We start from the raw sequence: 16712 nt of genomic DNA, 5'->3' as shown, positions 1-16712 counted from the left end.
TACTTTTCGACAAAAGGTCTGTGACACTATTGTAGCGAAAACAATAATAGCGCACCGAAAGCGGTCCACAGAAAGGCCGGGTTATTTTTGGTTAACTCTTTCAGGACTTTATTAGCATTGCTGATGTGTGCATTGACGGTAGCTTCGGTGATATGTAAAAAATCTGCCACTTCTTTATACGATTTCCCTTCCAGTCGACATAGGGTATACACCGTACGTTGTTGTGGAGATAGGTTCTTCAACAACTCCTCTAGCAATTGCTTATTCTCCTGAGCGAAAAGAACTTCTTCGACATGGGTATAATTCTCTTCCCAATGTGGTAACAGATAGGCTCTAAACAGCTGTTCACTTGCGGCCTTCCGGAAGATATTTTTTGCCCTATTGGCCGCACTTGTGAATAGATAGGGTTTAATCGACTGGTCTGGGTCAATGCTTTTCCGGTTTTCCCAGATGCCTAGAAAGATATCCTGCATCACATCTTCCACCAGCTCCGGCGATTTCAACATCCGCAGAAGATTGCCCGTGAGGCGAATCTTATAACGACGGTAGAGCTCTTCAAATGCGGGCTTTTCGCTATTCCGCAGTTGTAACAGAAGCGCTTTCTCATCCAGATCGGAAAGGTTATGCATTAGGTATCTCATGTGACCGAAAACGAAGTAAGCAAATGTTTTCGACATTAGCAAACTACCTGCATATGAATGTGAGCTACTTCAGTCAGCTGCCGCTGTGAAAATTGATATCCGTCTTTATCAATTTTGGTATCCAGATCTTCGGATATCCAAATTGAATAAGCAGAATCTCTTTTGATCTTAGTGATAAGAAAAGGAACACAAGTAGACAGCTACGAAATCATAAACTTGGGAGAAAAAAGTTCAAAGGGTAAAAAAAAACGTTCTGGCAAAAGGAGTACCCCGCCAGACCGTCGGTTACGAGCAACCGTAACCAGTATGGGGGCCGGTACGACTGCAGCGTACTGAATTATAAATCTAATTTATTAACATTTTAAACCTTACAATTATGAGTTGGTTTTCTTTAAATGTTAGCGGAAATCCTACACAGCCGAGTGATTATTCACCAGTGGCTTCACCATCCTGTCCGACCGGTACAAACAAAATTTGTGCTATTCAGGCAGATCCAGATGGAAGTGGGCAGCCGGACATCACTGATTCTTTAAAAGATCAGATGATAGAGGCTCTTCACAACAGGACTTCCTCAACAAACGTTCAGTTACGGTCGTAAGAAATTTTTAAAATTTCCAGATCGAGTAAGGGCCAGTTTTATGCTGGCCCTTCCCTTTTTATGTTTATAATCCCCGCTCTTTGAACTCGAGTACTTCAATTTCCCGCAATTCTTTAACAAAGCGGACACCATAGTTTTCCAAACCATGGTTTAGCTCCTCTAGGTTTTTATATTTCGGGACTTCGAAGGCTATTTTTTCTTGTACCTCATCCACTGTAGGTGGATACCCACCGCTATAGTCAATCGTAAAAGTCAAGGAGGACGTACTTTCGACTTTTAATAATTTGCTCTCTCCCCTAGGCGCGGTAGCCTTATTTTCCCCAACACGTTTCAATACCAGACAAGGCATAGTTTTCATCTTCCAGGTTACTTCCAGCCCCAACATGGCATCTAAATCGGCTAACATCAGTTTTGCCCAGGAACCCTCATCCATTTCGGGCTTTTGTACACGTTTATAGGAGATTCCATGCGTTCTGATCCATTCCTGATAGGTCTGCTGGTTTGAATCACTGTAGGTATAATTACTTGAATCTTTAACGTTCCAAACAATCCGTTGTGGAAGCAAGAGATAAGTAGGTTTCTTAATTTTAGCCCATAATGATAAATAAGCACCGAATACATCCATGTTATTGAAGTAAGCAACTGCTCTGCCCTGAGCATCCTTATCCAGATTTACACTCGCTTTTTGTTCAAGTTGTTCGTTATATTTAGATAGTTCAACATAGCCTAGTAAGTTGTTGGTTCCAGTATGAAAATCATTATTTTCCACTACAGATTCCAATTCTTTAAAGTCATCTTTGATAGGGACGCTAATTTTTGCAGATGCTAATAATTCGCTCAGATATTGCTTTTTAACATAATCGGCATGAGTAATTGCTTTAACTTCACCACTCATTATCCATACAGAATGCGGTACAGATTTGTGTGGGAATAGCTGATGCAAAATGCTATCACTGACAATAGTAGAAAGTATGCCGTTTTTCTCCTTTAAGTATTTGTTCGTTTTATAGAACTGCTCAATCGTCTTATGGTCTTGCCAGGTCGTCATATAGATTTCTATTTTATCGCCCATCTCTTTTTGCAGTGCTTTCAACTTAGGCATGCTCTCAATACAAGAGGCACAATAGGTATCGAAAAATTCAAGTACGATGATCTTGGGCTTTGAAGCACCAAAATCGATGGTATGGCCATCCATTGTTTTTAAGGTCTTTTGAAGTGCTATTTTATCACCTACCTTTAAAGCGCTGGACGTTTGTCCGGCATGCACTGCCAGCGTAAATAATAACATGGCTAGTATAGCTATATAATTTCTCATTATTTTGTTCCTATCTTTTATTTTGTTCAAGTTTTCCTTCGTCAATGGCATCCTGTGGTATCAATAGCGCATATTTTAAGCTATTGGGTTCCAACAGGTATTCCTTACCATCGACAATTCGTTTTAATTGTATTTTATATCTTTCATCGATATTAAGCCGCTTTAGATCAGGCCAGCGCAGACCTCTAAATAACAGCTCCTTCCTTCTTTCAGCTAGTATTTTTGCAATTATTGTATTTTTATCAACACTATAAAAATCAGTATACAAACCAGTTAACCATCTACTTTTCATTAAATGATTTAGATCAGTCAAGGCGGCAGCTATTTTACCCAATCTGGCGGCAGACTCGGCGCGGATCAAGTACATCTCAGCTGTTGTTAGTCCGACAAACATACCCGATGTCGTATTATTATAAGAACCCTTAAAAGCATATGTACCAGCATTTGCCCCAGTATTGGCCTTAAAAAACACTTTCTTCCGTAGATCATTCTGCTCATAAGCACGATAAAGATTAGAGTCAATTTTTGCGGCTCCCTGTGCCAATGCATAACTTGTTGACGTAATCGCATGAAAGAGCACTTCCATATTAAAGCGAGCAATCGGAAGCGATGCATTTGCATTAAGGCTGTTGTAGTCCAATAGATCCGCACGTACATGCAGTGCAGAATCGGCATATAGATAGGCCTGCTCATACATGCCCATATCCAAATAAGTACGTGCCAACCCTCCATAGGCTGCCTCCCTGTAAGGGCGAGCCTTCAATGCGCCATCTGCGGGCAATAAACTAGCGGCAGACTTGAAATCTGCAATCACCTGTGCATAGCTATCCGTTAAAGAAGCGCGCTTTACAACATCATCGACCTCCGGTTTGAGTCTAAGGGGAATTCCCGGCATTGACGACGCATTAGTGACCGAATAGTTCATAGCATAGTTGGTTAATAGTTGATGGAAGGCAAAAGCCCGGAAAAATAGAGCTGCCCCCTTGAGCTCGTTGAAATGAGTTAAGTCAGCAGGTTTTGTTCTCAAGTTTTCCAGCACATCAAGCACCTGATTACTCTGGTAGATAGCTTTATAACTCGTTTGCCAAGGAGTGGCTGTAGTGACCATTTCATCCGACCAAATGTATCCATTACGCTCATCAATGAGCGATACCGATTGCCAGCTTGTTGCAGTCAAGTAATAGTTGTCGGCAGACACTTCCCCCATGATCGGAAAGCCTGAATTCATGGTCGGATAGTCGTTCAATAGAAGCTCACAATCTTCCAGCGTCTCAGGTATCACCATTTTTTGGTCTGGCTTCAGTTCCAAATAGTCAGAACAACCCACAAACAAGGTGGATAAGGCCACAGTAATTAAATATTTCATCATGATAATAGGCTTTAAAGTGAAAAGTTAATCCCTAGGGAAACACTAAATGGATCGGGACTATTTTTACCAAATTCAGGATCGATACCCCAATTATTTGCCCGCCATAGCGTTCCAAGATTTTGCATATAGAGATAGAGCTGCGGATTTTTAATCACTTTGCTACTATTGATCCTATAGGCGAGTTGAAAATCGCGGAGTTTGATCTGATCAGCTTTTTCCACCAGCGCAGAAGAGAGGCTATAAAACATGGATCCGCTATTAACTGGATAAGAAAGAGCCGGTACGTCAGTCCAATTTTCATCACCCGGCTTTTGCCAACGAAGTGCATAGTCACTGTGCCCCGTTTCGTAATCCCAAAACATGGAATTGTTAAAGGAGTTTCTCAAAAACACATGGCCCAGCTGGTAACTGATGTTAAATGAAGCTTCCCAATTTTTGTACATAAATGTATTTCTGAATGCTCCAAAATACACCGGCACTGTCGATCCCCAATAATCCAGATCGGCCACCTGTGTACCATTGTATATTGTCGGGTAATCCTTTGAGATTTCGCCATTCACGTAGCCACGGGGTTCTCCAGTTTGGGGGTCTAATCCTGCCCACTTAAAGGTATACTGCCCAAATAAATCTGCATCTACTACAGGCGTACGAAAATTGGTCTGTGGCCCCGAGATATAATTCAGACCTTTGGTGTTACTCAGGTACGATTTGGTGATCGTATTACGGTTGTATGAGAAAATTAGATTTGTTGTCCAGCTGAATAAGCGATTGACCACATTTCTACTCTGAATGGAAAGGTCTAGGCCTTTTCCCAAAATGTCAGCACTATTCATGTTCATACTTGAGAATCCGGTAGTCGGATCCAATTTTGTCGTTGACACTAGATCGCGTGGTGTTTTTCTGAAATACTCCAATGTCCCCGAAATACGGCTGTTCAATAGCGCAAAGTCAAGTCCCAAGTTGAGCATACCCACCGTTTCCCAACGAAGCGACGGATTGGGCGGCGACATAATCTGCGCATAAGGCAATCCCGTAATACCATGCACCTGACTTTGGATGGTCATAATTGGGAATGCTGCTGTGGTATTATTCACATTACCATTAAAACCGTAGGTTGCCCGCAGTTTTAGCGAAGAAAAAACGGGATGGTCTTTTAAAAAGCCTTCATTTGTCAGTACCCATGCAGCACCCACGGACCAAAAAGGTTTCCCTCTGTTATTTGACTTTACGCCAAAGAGATTAGAGGCATCTTTACGGGCGCTGGCACTCAGGATATACTTGCCATCATAGGCATACGACGCATTTGCAAAATACGATGTAAACCTATTCGTTGTACCAAGCAAAGGCATCTCGCCCCAAATCCGATTTGTGCCCAAGTAACCATTTGCAAAAGGCAATTGATTTACATAGTCTACAGGCATATAAGTCAGGCGATTCTTATCATAACCATAATAGAGAGCCGAGTTCTGTGAAGCAGTATTCTGCCTGATTTCATAACCCGCTATGCTATGCAGATCGTGTTTATCTTTCCACTTATGATCATAAGACAGCTGCACCCTTCCCTGATGCGCTACTCCTTCCTGATTGAAGAAAGTCATCTTATCGCCAAGTGGAATATTCCATTTTATTGTATTGTCATAATACACGGCATAACCATTCAATAGCTGCCGCATATAATAAGAATCTGCGCCTTGCCAGTTTTCCGTTTTTGTCAATGATCGTCTGTAATTGTATATTGCGGATAGATTTAGCCCAGGCATCATCTCCCATTTACCGTCAAGGTTAAATACATTCTCGCGTGAACTTGTGATCTCCGAACTCTGGTCAAGTTCTTTCAGGGGGAAATACTTCCAGCTAAACAGTCTTCCGTTACCTGCAGTATCCTGATAGATAGGGAGTGGGCCATTTCCGATCACCTCTACAGGATTCCCTCGATCATCCGCTAGTCTTGTATAAGGGTAATTACCGCCAAACATCATGTTATACTGATTTTGGTTGCTATAACCAAACTCTTTATTTCGCCCCTCGATATACATGATATCAAGCCCAAACGATAGGTTTTTAAGGGGATTAACACGGAAATTGTTTCGCAGATTGAGCCGATCATAACTCGAGGTAACGACGTTATTCAGGTTGCGATCATAGCCTACGGAAAACAAATTGGACATTTTGTCCGAACCTGCAGACAGTTGAATATTATACTGCTGTTTGACCGCTTTGCGGTAAACGTACTTGCTAAAATCATCGCGGGAATCTATTTTTTTGAGCTCATTCAATTTAGTTTCCAGATCCACATCTGATAAAGTTCCGTCCCGATTTTCCTTCAATAGCAACAATACCGGAGACAAGCGATTAAAGATATCCTCAAACTTGAAATCATAGCCGCCCTTATCGAAAAAGTAACGCTCGGCTTCAATAAAATCTGCCGAACTCATCTGAGGCTGATAGTAAAGATCTGGCCTTGCCCCTACAGTGATGTTACTATTAAACGACAGTTGGATCGGTTTACCAAATTTCCCTTTCTTGGTTGTAATGACGATGACACCATTACCTGATTGCGCTCCCCATATCGATGAGGCCGCAGCATCCTTCAATAAGGTGACATTTTCGATATCATTGGGGTTGATGTTGTTAAAATCTCCCTGATAAGGCATTCCATCCAGTACAATCAATGGCCATACGTTAGAACGTAAAGTACTTTGACCACGGATATTAAAATTAAGCAGTTTCCCTCTAGCAGGCTGGTAAGTCTTCATTGTGGTAATACTAGGCACCACATCCTCTAGCCTACTGATAAAATCAGTGGAAACCTTTCGATTGAGCAGCTTGTTGTCCACAAACTCGAAGCTTCCTGTTGCCCGCTCTTTGGGAATCTTTTGGTAGCCGGTAGAGACCACCTCCACCTCATCCACCTCCGCCGAGAAAGGCTTCAAAGAAATCACGTCCATATCGGATCGTGCAGTAAGCTTTTGCGCCGTATAGCCCAGATATCCTACTTCCAGCTTGGCACCGACCCGATCCGGCGGCAGCTCAAAATAACCCTGATCATCGGTCTTGGTCTGGACTGCGGTACGCCGCCCCTGTGCATCCAATACATAAATCGATGCGCCAACCAACGCTTCGCTTCTTTCATTGGTGACACGTCCACGGATGGGTTGTTGCTGTTCAATCTGAATCTTTGCCTTATCAATTTCAATTGGAGAATTCTCCTCAACGGACTTTTGCCGAATAACGATAGTCCTGCTGTCCAAATCGTAGGTCAGCGGTTGATGCATAAAAAGCTGATCGAGTACTTCGCCCAATTCTCTGCTTTCCACCCTTATAAATACCGGATTTGCCTGCTGGAGTAAGCGCTCTGTATATAGAAAATTGTACCCGGTCTGTGCTTTAAGTTCCTTTAATACCGACTTAAGCGAACTGTTGCTATACCGCAACGTCACCTTCTGTCCAAAACTGCTTGCACTGACTTGCATGAACGTAACCCATAGTAAAATGGTTGTCAATCTCATAATAAGCTTGATACTGCGGTATAACGCATCGTCTATACCGATGTTTCTGATAAAATTTCGATACATTTGTAAAGTTTGGTCTGCATTACGCTGCTGTCGTCGAAAAACTAAAGCGTCTTGCATGAATGGTTAGTAAAATAATTTCCGAACAACAACCAGGTTCTTCGTTGAACCTGGTTGTTTTATTTTCATAGATAGGTATTAGCTGCCTCGTATATTTCTAGTCATATTCCTGTATATATTAGTTAAGTATTATTGGACATAAATGGTCTTCCCTTCTATCCTGAATTTCACCGCCCCAGTTCTTTCCAACAACTTTAAGACCTGATGGACCGATTTAAACCGCGATAATTCTCCCCCAAATTTTTCCGGACTTTTCGGACCTTGATAGACAACTTTAACATCATACCATCGGGCTATCTTACGCATTACAGCCTCGATATCATCGCCTTCAAATGTAAATTCGTTATTAATCCAGGCGATGGTCGCATTGGTATCAACCTTACGGACCAACAGATTCCCAACAGACGGCAATTCGGCTTGTTGTCCGGGGCTGAGCGTAACATTACCTTGAGCGCTATTAATTGAGACAGCTCCCTCTAAAAGGGTCGTACGTACGATCACTTCATCGGCATAGCAGTTGACATTAAACCGGGTGCCAAGTACCTTTATATCCTGTCCTTTGGAATGTACGACAAATGGAAGTTTAGCGTTTTTAGTCACATCAAAATAGGCTTCGCCCTTCAACTCTACGCTACGGAAAAGCTGGCCCGAAAAATTGGTCGCATATCGAATAGAAGATGCTGCATTCAACCAAACCTGAGTACCATCCGGTAGCCGTACCTTATAGGTTTCACCGTTTGCAGTAATCAGCGTATTATAACCATCCTCCGCGGTTGTATTATCGGATACCTCATAAACCAATTGGCCATCAGCATCTTTGGAGATACGTACGCCCAGCTCATCTATCAGTACACCCTCCTTCACTTCGGCTAGCTTTATTTTTCTGCCATCAGCCAGCGTCAACGTAGCAGTCTGTTGCCCGGGGATAATCTCATTTGGTGCCGCAACCAACGTTTCATTGGAGCTCCTTCTCGGGATATACCACAGTATACCCGCAGCTACAAGACAGACTAATACAGCTGCAACCCCCACAAGCCACTTCCGTATCATCAATTTCCTGACTGCCCCTTCGTCCATTCGCTGTTGCAGTTTCAATAAAGATTCATCAAGCCTATCATGAAGCCCTGCTTGATCCAAAGCCGATGGTTCTAGATCTTCGTCGAGTGTTTCACGAATAAGTTCCTGTGCAATTTCACTATCCTTTCCTGATTGGATATGCTCTAGAAAAGACCTCGCTTCAGCCTCGCTAAGCTGTCCTTTGATGTACTTCACAAAGGTATCCCGAATTGTTTTTTCCTGTTTCAATGTATTCCGCTTTCTAGCTAATACACATGAAACAAGTCACCCATCTGCTCTAACTGAAAATAAAAAGATTCTTCGCCGATATTAGCTTATTTCAGCTGGTTTAAGAAAAGATAAGCGACAGCCACAAATAGCGTTGCATCCCGGTTTAGGTACCGATCCTTGATAAACTTGGTCGCTTTTACGATATGATCATTGACCGTTGAGGTCGATATTCCCAAAAGCTCGCTCACCTCAGCGTAGCTTTTTCCATGAATCTTGCAGAGTTTATAGATCTGCCTTCTTTGCGGAGGGAGTTGTTCTATGGTTTCGGCATACCACAATTCCTTTTCCCGATAAGACAAGTCTTCTTCTACATGTGTATAGCCTTCCTCTATCTGTTGTCGCATATAATGCTGCACCTGTTTCTCCAGCTTGTTCTTTCGGATAAAATTATAGACGGTATACTTAGCAATCTGGAAAAGATACGATCGGAAGGATTGTTCTGGCTCAATGAGATGTCGCTTGGACCAAACCTTTAAAAACACATCCTGCAGAAGCTCCTGTGCTTCATCCTCCGATTTAACCATCTTCAAGATATTGAGGTATATCCGTGCGCTATATAGGCGATAGATCTGGGCAAATGCAGCCTGGCTGCTCGATTGCAATGCAATCAGCAGATCTACTTCATCCCTATGATCCATCTGTAGGTTGTACATCGTTAGTTCTGTTAAATATACAAAAATGCTTGTCCAAAGCTATTAACGATGCACATCATAATTTTCCAAGTATACCATCCTCCTTTCTGCTAGTACACTTGAAAATATACTTTCATCTGCTCAGTGATGATTTTATTTTGGAAGTTCCAGTTGTAGAGCTCAGTACAAAAGAATTGCTGAGTACCGCGGCATGCTATCTTAATAAAAGCAAAATACAGGACAAAAGATGACTAGGTTCAACAGTGAACTAAATGGAGTCACTGTTAGCAGATTGACAATCAAAATTATTACCAGCTCCCAGTTTGACCAGCGTATCACACTGTAGGCAACAGTTACAATTGTTGTAATAAGCTAGACAATTACAAAAGGAAAATGAAGAGTTACTTTAAATATATCGCAAAACAAATCGTACGGTCAATCCATACTGCTATGCTAATACTTCGTTATTCTGAGGTTGGCAATTCCCAATGGGGACAGGATTTTACCAAGCTGTATTTGTTTGTGATCGGAAAAAGAGTACGCAAAGAGTCTGCGCTGACAAGGTATAGACGTAAGTTTGCGCTCTTCCCCCATGGGTGGGTGCCGAAAATATTGGTCTGGCAAATAAGGAGTCCCCGCCAGTACCATCAAGCTTTCCATGCGAAAGCCGGGGGCCATCAAACTGCAAAGTGCGATGTGACCAATTAAATAAATTATGATCTAGAATAAGGAGGTAAAAATGGCATGGTTTACATTAAACGATCCGAACTTTCCTGCTGATTCATCGCAATATTCTCCAGCACCTACTCCACTACCCAATTGTGGTGGCGATCAGGATATCTGTAGAATCAATGCTGCCGACGATGGAACTGGACATCCTGTGTTAAACACAACTGTCTTAGGTGAAATGGTAACTGCATTGAATACGCGTACCGAATCTGCTAATATAAAGTTGAAACAATAATCTAGTCGATCTAGATTTGTAAATAGGCCGATCGATTAAGATCGGCCTTTGTTATTTAATCTTCAATTACCAATACATCAATCAACCTTTTCTCCTGTCGCAAGTCTAGTCCTTCTGCTTGGAAGGAGTTGCGCAATGTCCCAAAATCTTTATCAAATTTTATATTTACCTTTCTTTTGGTTTTTGCTTCATTAATGATCGGAGGTATAGATCTATCTGCAATATCCAATAGAGTAGCCATGATATCGACTGGCTGACCATTACTACTTTCCACATAATTTTTTCTTGTTTTACCGTCTTTGATTATCCAGACTATTTTCTCTTGCTTGGTTAGATAAATATTGACTCTCAACTTATTATTTAGGTCTTTGATTATTGATTGCATCCGCTCTTCTATAGCCCAATCTATTGGTAGTACTGATTCATAAGTTATTGCATTATCCTGCATCCAAAGGCTATTGGGTTGGTCAATGGAATTTACAAATCGATTTTTATCTTTAACAGCTAATATTATACGATCATCTTTCATAAATGGCAATTGTCGCATTTTTGAATAGGCATATAAGTAAGCCTGAATAATCGGAACATTTACCATTCTATTAGTTACATATCGTGCAGCCACAGTGTCGACATGATAACTCAAGGGAATTCCATTGACATACCCGGAAACACTTGAATAAACCCCTGTAGTATTCACAGCCATTGAATTAATTTCGTAATAATCATCTTTTAGTGGCCAGCTCGCAACAGATCCATTACCCAGTACATGGCTTAAATTTTCTTTATTTACCATATCCGCCCCTGTTACGGCAATAAGCTTCCCTCTATAAATCCAAGCAATATGCGGCACCGATTTAAATGGGAAATAATTGGACAATAACGTGTCCTGTACTACGACAGGCAGTTTGTTTCCTTTGGTATAATTATTATTGCCCATAAACGAGGACAGCCTGTCCCGTTTCTCTGGAGAGACCATCAATACATCAATTTTACCATCAAATTCTGTTTTAAGATTATTTAATTTAGGGAAAGATGCTATGCAAGTCGCGCAATATGTTGTAAAAAAGTCAATCAGCAACAGCTTGTCAGAATTAGGCTCAATATAAAATTCATCATTAGGCTGCTCTAGAAAATTAGTAATGCTGATATTTGGGATAGCATCACCTATAGCAAGTTTTTTATTGTCAGATTTGCCCGTTTGCGCATACCCCATCTGCATATTGACGGTGATCAACATTAATGTGTAGTAAAGTGTTTTTATTAGCTTGTTCATATTTATCTTTTGTTTTGTGAAAGGGAACTATTTTTGATAACGACATCCGGAATTAAGAAAGCATAGCGCACATCATTCTTTTCAAGCCTATACATCTGTCCGTTCAACTCCCGGGTCAATGATTTTGCATATCTGTCTTCTGTACTTAATCGCTTTAAGTCCATCCATCTTAGATTTCTGAACATTAAAGATTTTCTCCGCTCAAGAAGAATCAGATCTAGTGCTTTATCCTTATCTAAGAGTGGTATAGGTACAAATTTATCGGTCGACCACCGAGTAATTAAAAGCTGATTGAGATAACCAATGCCTTCCTCCAACTTTCCAATACGCACCAATGCCTCTGCAATAGAAAGATACACCTCATCTCTCGCTATGCCCGAAAAGGAAACACTATTGTTATTTGCGTCATATCTCCCTTTGAAAGAAAACGTTCCGTTTGCGCGCTTGGTAAAATAAACCCCAAATCGCTTATCATTGGGCTGATACTGAGCAATTAGAGCTGTATCCACTGAAGCAATCACTGGATTTAGCACCGCACTTGGTGATGTTGTCGCATGAAATAATACCTCTTTATTAAATTGCTGAAACGGCAATGCTGTCGTGGAAGATAATGAGTTGTAATCGATCAATGTGGCATCTATAGCAAGTGCCTGTTTACCATAATAAACAACATCTTCAAACGATCCCATATACAGTTTTACGCGCACCAAAGCAGCCATCGCTGCCTCTCTACTAGGACGTGTAACCAATAGGGATTTTTCTGGCAACAAACGTATAGCCTCCTGTAGATCTGTGGCGATACTGTTTAATGAGCGGGCGAGATCAGAGCGAACCGATAATTCGTCAACATTGGGTGTAGTGCGTATTACCACGCCAGGTGTTTGGATTGCTTCATTTTTCACATAGGGCAATGCAAATACCAGCGCTACCTGAAACAATGCATAGCCCCTAAAGAAGTGAGCCTGCCCCAAAAGACGATCATACCTTGAGGGATCGATATTGCGGTCTATATTTTTCAGCACCTGCATTACCTGATTGGCAAAAAGCACAACCCTGTATGGATCCCGCCACTGTGTTAACCCAACATCCACTGTTGAAAGCCAGCGGTAGTTTTCCTTTTGGACATTGTCGGTAACTGCATTATAATCCGTAGCAGACAGAAAATAGTCATCTATAGCAACCTCTCCTGCGACAGGATATAGTGAATTCATAATACTTTGATTATCGAGAAGCGCTTCACAGTCCGCAAGAGTTACAGGTACAGACATCTTTTTGTCCGGTTTTTCTTCAAGAAATTTATTGCAACCACACAGCGATACTGCTGTACAGGCAATCAGGAGTATAATATATTTATATCTATGCATGATTATATTTTTTTAGTTTGAGCGATGTTAAAAACTACCTCTCACGCCAAGTGAAAAGGACATAGGATAAGGAACCGCATCCCTGTATTCGGGATCAATGCCAAATTTGTTGGCCCGCCACAGTATCAGATTTAGATTCTTAGCATATCCCATTATTGCCAATTGACTGAAATATGGCACCTTTTTGAATGTATAGTTTATTGTCGCATCCTGTAGTCTAATGTTATCACCCTTTACGACAAGCACTTCCGATTTGTTGTAAAAATCTTCGCGGTAACTATTTATCGGATACCGAATCGCAGGCACATTGGTAAATAGTTCATCTCCGGGATTTTGCCAGCGCTCGGCGTAATCCTTGTGTCCATATCTGCGCTGCGCAAAACTTTGTTGGTTAAATGAACTCCTGAAAAAGTAGAATCCTAAACGGGTCTGGATATTGAAAGACAGGGAGAACCGACCAAAACTAAACTCATTTCGAAGGGATCCATTCCAAACCGGTATGCCAGTACCAAAATAGCGCAGATCATCTTTTGTACTCTGCAGTCTTATATTCAAATAATCCTTACTCTCTTCACCATTTAAATAACCCACGGGATCACCCTCACTATCAAGTCCTTTCGAGCCATAGGCAAATACCGCACCTACATCATATCCTTTAAGAAAATTTGATCCGGCGCTCCCCGAGTTGAGAACATAATCACTAGCGCGAGGCCATATATAATGATATTCTTTGACGACGTTTCTGTTTTTATTTAGTAATAATGAGGTATTCCATCTAAAAGATAAATTTTGGATATTCGCTGTTCTGATTTGAATATCAAAGCCTTTCGCCAATAGGTAGCCGCCATTCATGACCATCGTTTCATACCCTGTACTCGGGTCAAGTGGGGTTGATGATATGAGGTCCATTGAGTGCTTGCGGTACCATTCGAACGTGGCGTTCAAGCGATTGTTAAACAATCCAATATCTGCAGCAAGATTGATGGTCTTGATACGTTCCCAACCTAAGTTCTGATTGGAAGGCGAAGTAATGTCAGCATAGGGATAGCCTGTCAGGTAATCATTCCCCTGATAGTAGATAATAGGAAGTGGGCTGTATGAAGTCTGTGCCCTACCAGAAAATCCATAGGTTGCCCTAAGTTTCAATAATGGGATAGCTAGATCCTGCATAAAGTTCTCCTCATGCAATAACCAAGAAATACCGGCAGACCATAATGGACTCCATCTATTGTTGGCTCTTACACCAAATAGATTTGACGCGTCTTGGCGCGCACTGCCTGTAATTATGTATCTGTTTTTGTATGATAGATTAATATTTCCGTAAACTGATATATATCGGTTTGTCAACGCATCCAAAACGACATTATCTTCAAGCTGTATCCCTCCTGTCTTCCGATTCAGCAAAGGCATCGTCACATTATAGTTTACACGTTGATAACTATAGTTGTCTCGGTTAAATCCAAACAACTTGGCCCCATTTTCATCAGTTCGAATCTGCTTTATCTCCGCCCCGAGCAGGCCCGAAACATTGAAATCTGGATTACTGAACCATGGCCTATCATATTGGAGAATAATACGCCCCATATTGCTGACACTTCTCTTAAAACCATTGAACAACATATCACCTACAGGAATAGGGGTAGAAATGACACCTTTGTCATTCCACTGAGTTACACTATTAATACTATTGCGCGTAAAAAACGCCCCTAGTCCGGTCCAATCTTCTATGTCCTGTCGACTATTCTGATAGGAATAAGCTACTGTACCCGCGATGCCTTTCGCCAATTTATAGTTTATGGCTACATTGATCAATACGTCCTGTACTTTCGTATTATTTGCCGATTGATCCAACTCGGCGAGTGGAATATATTCCCAATTTTGTAAATATCCATTTCCGGCCGTATCTCTAAATGATGCTCTGTAGGGTACATAATCAACAGCTATGGGATTACCTTTCGCATCTACCAATCTTTGATAAGGCCAACTTAAGCTTCCACTACCAGCATTTTCGGTACCGTAGGCCATAGGCGAATTAACACTATTATTCTTCGCCAGTGCGTTGGTATAGGAAAAATCGGTAGAGACTTCCATGCGATCCGTTGGCTTAAAATTGAGAGCTGTCCTTAGGGTATTCCTTTTATACTTGGAGGTAACCAATTGATTGCTGTTGTTATCCGTCCCCACACTTACTATATAATTTAGATCTTTACCACCACCAGACACATTCAGTGATGCCTGTTGGTTTACAGCATTACGGTATACATATTTTTCATAATCTTTTCGAAGATCGTACGTCTTTAATAAAGCTACCTTGTTCTGTACATAATCATAGGTAAGTGTGCCATTTCGTAAACTATCCAACAAATCAACTATCGGACTTATTGTCGGATAGCTTGTTCTGTTTTTGAGCGCTGAATTATAATAGCCTTTGTCAAACAAAAAAGTCTCTAGCTCAATAAAGTCACTGTTTGACATCTGAGGAAGGGCAAAAAGATTAGGCCTGTCCGCAACAGTTATATTAGTGCTAAAATCCCATTTTGCCTTCTGATTATAAGACCCTTTTTTTGTAGTGATCACAATCACTCCAGATCCTGCCTTCGTACCCCATATTGATGAAGCGACTGCATCCTTAAGAATAGATATATTTTCGATATCATTCGGATTAATATTGCGGATATCCCCTTCATATACAACATTGTCTACAACTATTGTTGGCTGGCCATTACCAGAGACAACAGAACGGCCTCTAATATCAAAACGAGGAGCAGTATTTGAATAATAAGATCTATCCGCCCATTCATTATCTTTTGAAAAAGTAGTACTAACACTAGCATTCTCCAGTCTATCCAAAAAATCGGTACTTATCCTTTGATTGAGCAGCTTGTTATCAATCAACTCAAAACTTCCCGTTGCGCGTTCTTTGGGAATCTTTTGGTATCCTGTAGAGACCACCTCTACCTCTTCCAATTGATTCTCCAGCGGTATCAATTTTACTATCAACGATACTCCAACGGAGTAAGGTAACGCTAAAGGCTTATAACCCACATGGCTAAACTTCACGGTTCCTGCCGAAGTAGTTACTGGCACGGAGAAAGAACCATCACTTTTGGTGGATGCTCGCCCCTTTTCATCAGCTATGGCGACCGATACACCCGCTATTGGTTTACCATCAATCAACGATACAATAGCACCTTGTAGCGAATACTCCTGTAGATCGGATAACTTTATGGGTGATTCCTGCACAACAGGAGCTATCGCACCTTCCCGAATGACGATGGAATTATCTTCAATACTATACCGGAGGTTCCTTGTGCCAAGCAATTGATCCAGGGCTTCTTTTAAGGGTTTCTTCTGCACCTGTATAGTGATATCCTTGACATCAGCGATGAGCCTATAGTCCAACACCAGAAAATCGTACCCCGTCTGCTTACTGATCTTGTCCATTACTTTCTGGAGGGATGCTTTCTTCTCATTCAGGCTGATACGCTGTCCCATGACATTTGCCTGTACATGGACCAACAGCGCTGTCATCATTACTAGGATTAATTTCATAATGAACAGTAGTTTTAGCGGTATA

Annotated in this window: 12 protein-coding genes; 3 read left to right on the top strand and 9 right to left on the bottom strand. The window is 41.4% G+C overall.

What is annotated here, in order from left to right; genetic code table 11:
• Positions 1-26: 26 nt before the first annotated feature.
• Positions 27-641: an RNA polymerase sigma factor gene (locus tag CLV99_RS03430; RefSeq protein WP_162850009.1), complete on the bottom strand. Its 615-nt coding sequence runs from the start codon at positions 639-641 to the stop codon at positions 27-29.
• A 376-nt stretch (positions 642-1017) separates the two neighbouring features.
• Between CLV99_RS03430 and CLV99_RS03425 the strand changes: the two genes are divergently transcribed.
• Positions 1018-1239 (top strand): hypothetical protein, encoded by a 222-nt coding sequence (locus CLV99_RS03425; protein ID WP_133583085.1) that lies wholly within the window; start codon positions 1018-1020, stop codon positions 1237-1239.
• A 64-nt stretch (positions 1240-1303) separates the two neighbouring features.
• Here CLV99_RS03425 and CLV99_RS03420 read toward each other — a convergent pair whose 3' ends face one another.
• From CLV99_RS03420 to CLV99_RS03400, 5 genes are all read right to left on the bottom strand, one after another.
• Positions 1304-2554: a TlpA family protein disulfide reductase gene (locus CLV99_RS03420; protein ID WP_162850008.1), complete on the bottom strand. Its 1251-nt coding sequence runs from the start codon at positions 2552-2554 to the stop codon at positions 1304-1306.
• Positions 2555-2564: 10 nt separating this feature from the next.
• Entirely contained in the window at positions 2565-3923 is a 1359-nt protein-coding gene (locus CLV99_RS03415; protein WP_133583083.1) for a RagB/SusD family nutrient uptake outer membrane protein, read from the bottom strand.
• An 11-nt stretch (positions 3924-3934) separates the two neighbouring features.
• Positions 3935-7555: a SusC/RagA family TonB-linked outer membrane protein gene (locus CLV99_RS03410; RefSeq protein WP_133583082.1), complete on the bottom strand. Its 3621-nt coding sequence runs from the start codon at positions 7553-7555 to the stop codon at positions 3935-3937.
• Positions 7556-7684: 129 nt separating this feature from the next.
• A complete protein-coding gene (locus tag CLV99_RS03405; RefSeq protein WP_133583081.1) occupies positions 7685-8860 on the bottom strand; it encodes a FecR family protein in 1176 nt (391 codons plus the stop codon).
• A gap of 86 nt (positions 8861-8946) precedes the next feature.
• Entirely contained in the window at positions 8947-9555 is a 609-nt protein-coding gene (locus tag CLV99_RS03400; RefSeq protein WP_133583080.1) for an RNA polymerase sigma-70 factor, read from the bottom strand.
• Between the two features lie 372 nt (positions 9556-9927).
• Here CLV99_RS03400 and CLV99_RS03395 point away from each other — a divergent pair, with 372 nt between their 5' ends.
• Together CLV99_RS03395 and CLV99_RS03390 are read left to right on the top strand one after the other, a co-directional pair.
• The gene (locus CLV99_RS03395; protein WP_133583079.1) at positions 9928-10242 is read left to right on the top strand and encodes a hypothetical protein; all 315 of its coding nucleotides are present in this window, start codon (positions 9928-9930) and stop codon (positions 10240-10242) included.
• A 31-nt stretch (positions 10243-10273) separates the two neighbouring features.
• Complete coding sequence (locus tag CLV99_RS03390) at positions 10274-10498, top strand: hypothetical protein (RefSeq protein ID WP_133583078.1); 225 nt, start codon at positions 10274-10276, stop codon at positions 10496-10498.
• A gap of 55 nt (positions 10499-10553) precedes the next feature.
• Here the strand turns inward: CLV99_RS03390 and CLV99_RS03385 are convergent, their stop codons facing one another.
• From CLV99_RS03385 to CLV99_RS03375, 3 genes are read right to left on the bottom strand one after another with little or no spacing between them, the layout of a single operon-like run.
• A complete protein-coding gene (locus CLV99_RS03385; RefSeq protein WP_133583077.1) occupies positions 10554-11771 on the bottom strand; it encodes a TlpA family protein disulfide reductase in 1218 nt (405 codons plus the stop codon).
• A gap of 2 nt (positions 11772-11773) precedes the next feature.
• Positions 11774-13135 (bottom strand): RagB/SusD family nutrient uptake outer membrane protein, encoded by a 1362-nt coding sequence (locus tag CLV99_RS03380; RefSeq protein ID WP_133583076.1) that lies wholly within the window; start codon positions 13133-13135, stop codon positions 11774-11776.
• A gap of 27 nt (positions 13136-13162) precedes the next feature.
• Positions 13163-16687: a SusC/RagA family TonB-linked outer membrane protein gene (locus CLV99_RS03375; RefSeq protein ID WP_162850007.1), complete on the bottom strand. Its 3525-nt coding sequence runs from the start codon at positions 16685-16687 to the stop codon at positions 13163-13165.
• Between the last annotated feature and the right edge of the window lie 25 nt (positions 16688-16712).

Source organism: Sphingobacterium yanglingense, from assembly GCF_004363245.1.
GTDB classification, from domain to species: Bacteria; Bacteroidota; Bacteroidia; order Sphingobacteriales; family Sphingobacteriaceae; genus Sphingobacterium; species Sphingobacterium yanglingense.
This window is presented reverse-complemented; position numbering and strand designations above follow the sequence as displayed.

Excerpts from the sequence above, each read along its gene's own strand:
- CLV99_RS03430 (WP_162850009.1), bottom strand. The coding sequence starts at position 641 with ATGAGATACCTAATGCATAACCTTTCCGATCTGGATGAGAAAGCGCTT.
- CLV99_RS03425 (WP_133583085.1), top strand. The coding sequence starts at position 1,018 with ATGAGTTGGTTTTCTTTAAATGTTAGCGGAAATCCTACACAGCCGAGT.
- CLV99_RS03420 (WP_162850008.1), bottom strand. The coding sequence starts at position 2,554 with ATGAGAAATTATATAGCTATACTAGCCATGTTATTATTTACGCTGGCA.
- CLV99_RS03415 (WP_133583083.1), bottom strand. The coding sequence starts at position 3,923 with ATGATGAAATATTTAATTACTGTGGCCTTATCCACCTTGTTTGTGGGT.
- CLV99_RS03410 (WP_133583082.1), bottom strand. The coding sequence starts at position 7,555 with ATGCAAGACGCTTTAGTTTTTCGACGACAGCAGCGTAATGCAGACCAA.
- CLV99_RS03400 (WP_133583080.1), bottom strand. The coding sequence starts at position 9,555 with ATGTACAACCTACAGATGGATCATAGGGATGAAGTAGATCTGCTGATT.
- CLV99_RS03395 (WP_133583079.1), top strand. The coding sequence starts at position 9,928 with ATGAAGAGTTACTTTAAATATATCGCAAAACAAATCGTACGGTCAATC.
- CLV99_RS03390 (WP_133583078.1), top strand. The coding sequence starts at position 10,274 with ATGGCATGGTTTACATTAAACGATCCGAACTTTCCTGCTGATTCATCG.
- CLV99_RS03385 (WP_133583077.1), bottom strand. The coding sequence starts at position 11,771 with ATGAACAAGCTAATAAAAACACTTTACTACACATTAATGTTGATCACC.
- CLV99_RS03380 (WP_133583076.1), bottom strand. The coding sequence starts at position 13,135 with ATGCATAGATATAAATATATTATACTCCTGATTGCCTGTACAGCAGTA.
- CLV99_RS03375 (WP_162850007.1), bottom strand. The coding sequence starts at position 16,687 with ATGAAATTAATCCTAGTAATGATGACAGCGCTGTTGGTCCATGTACAG.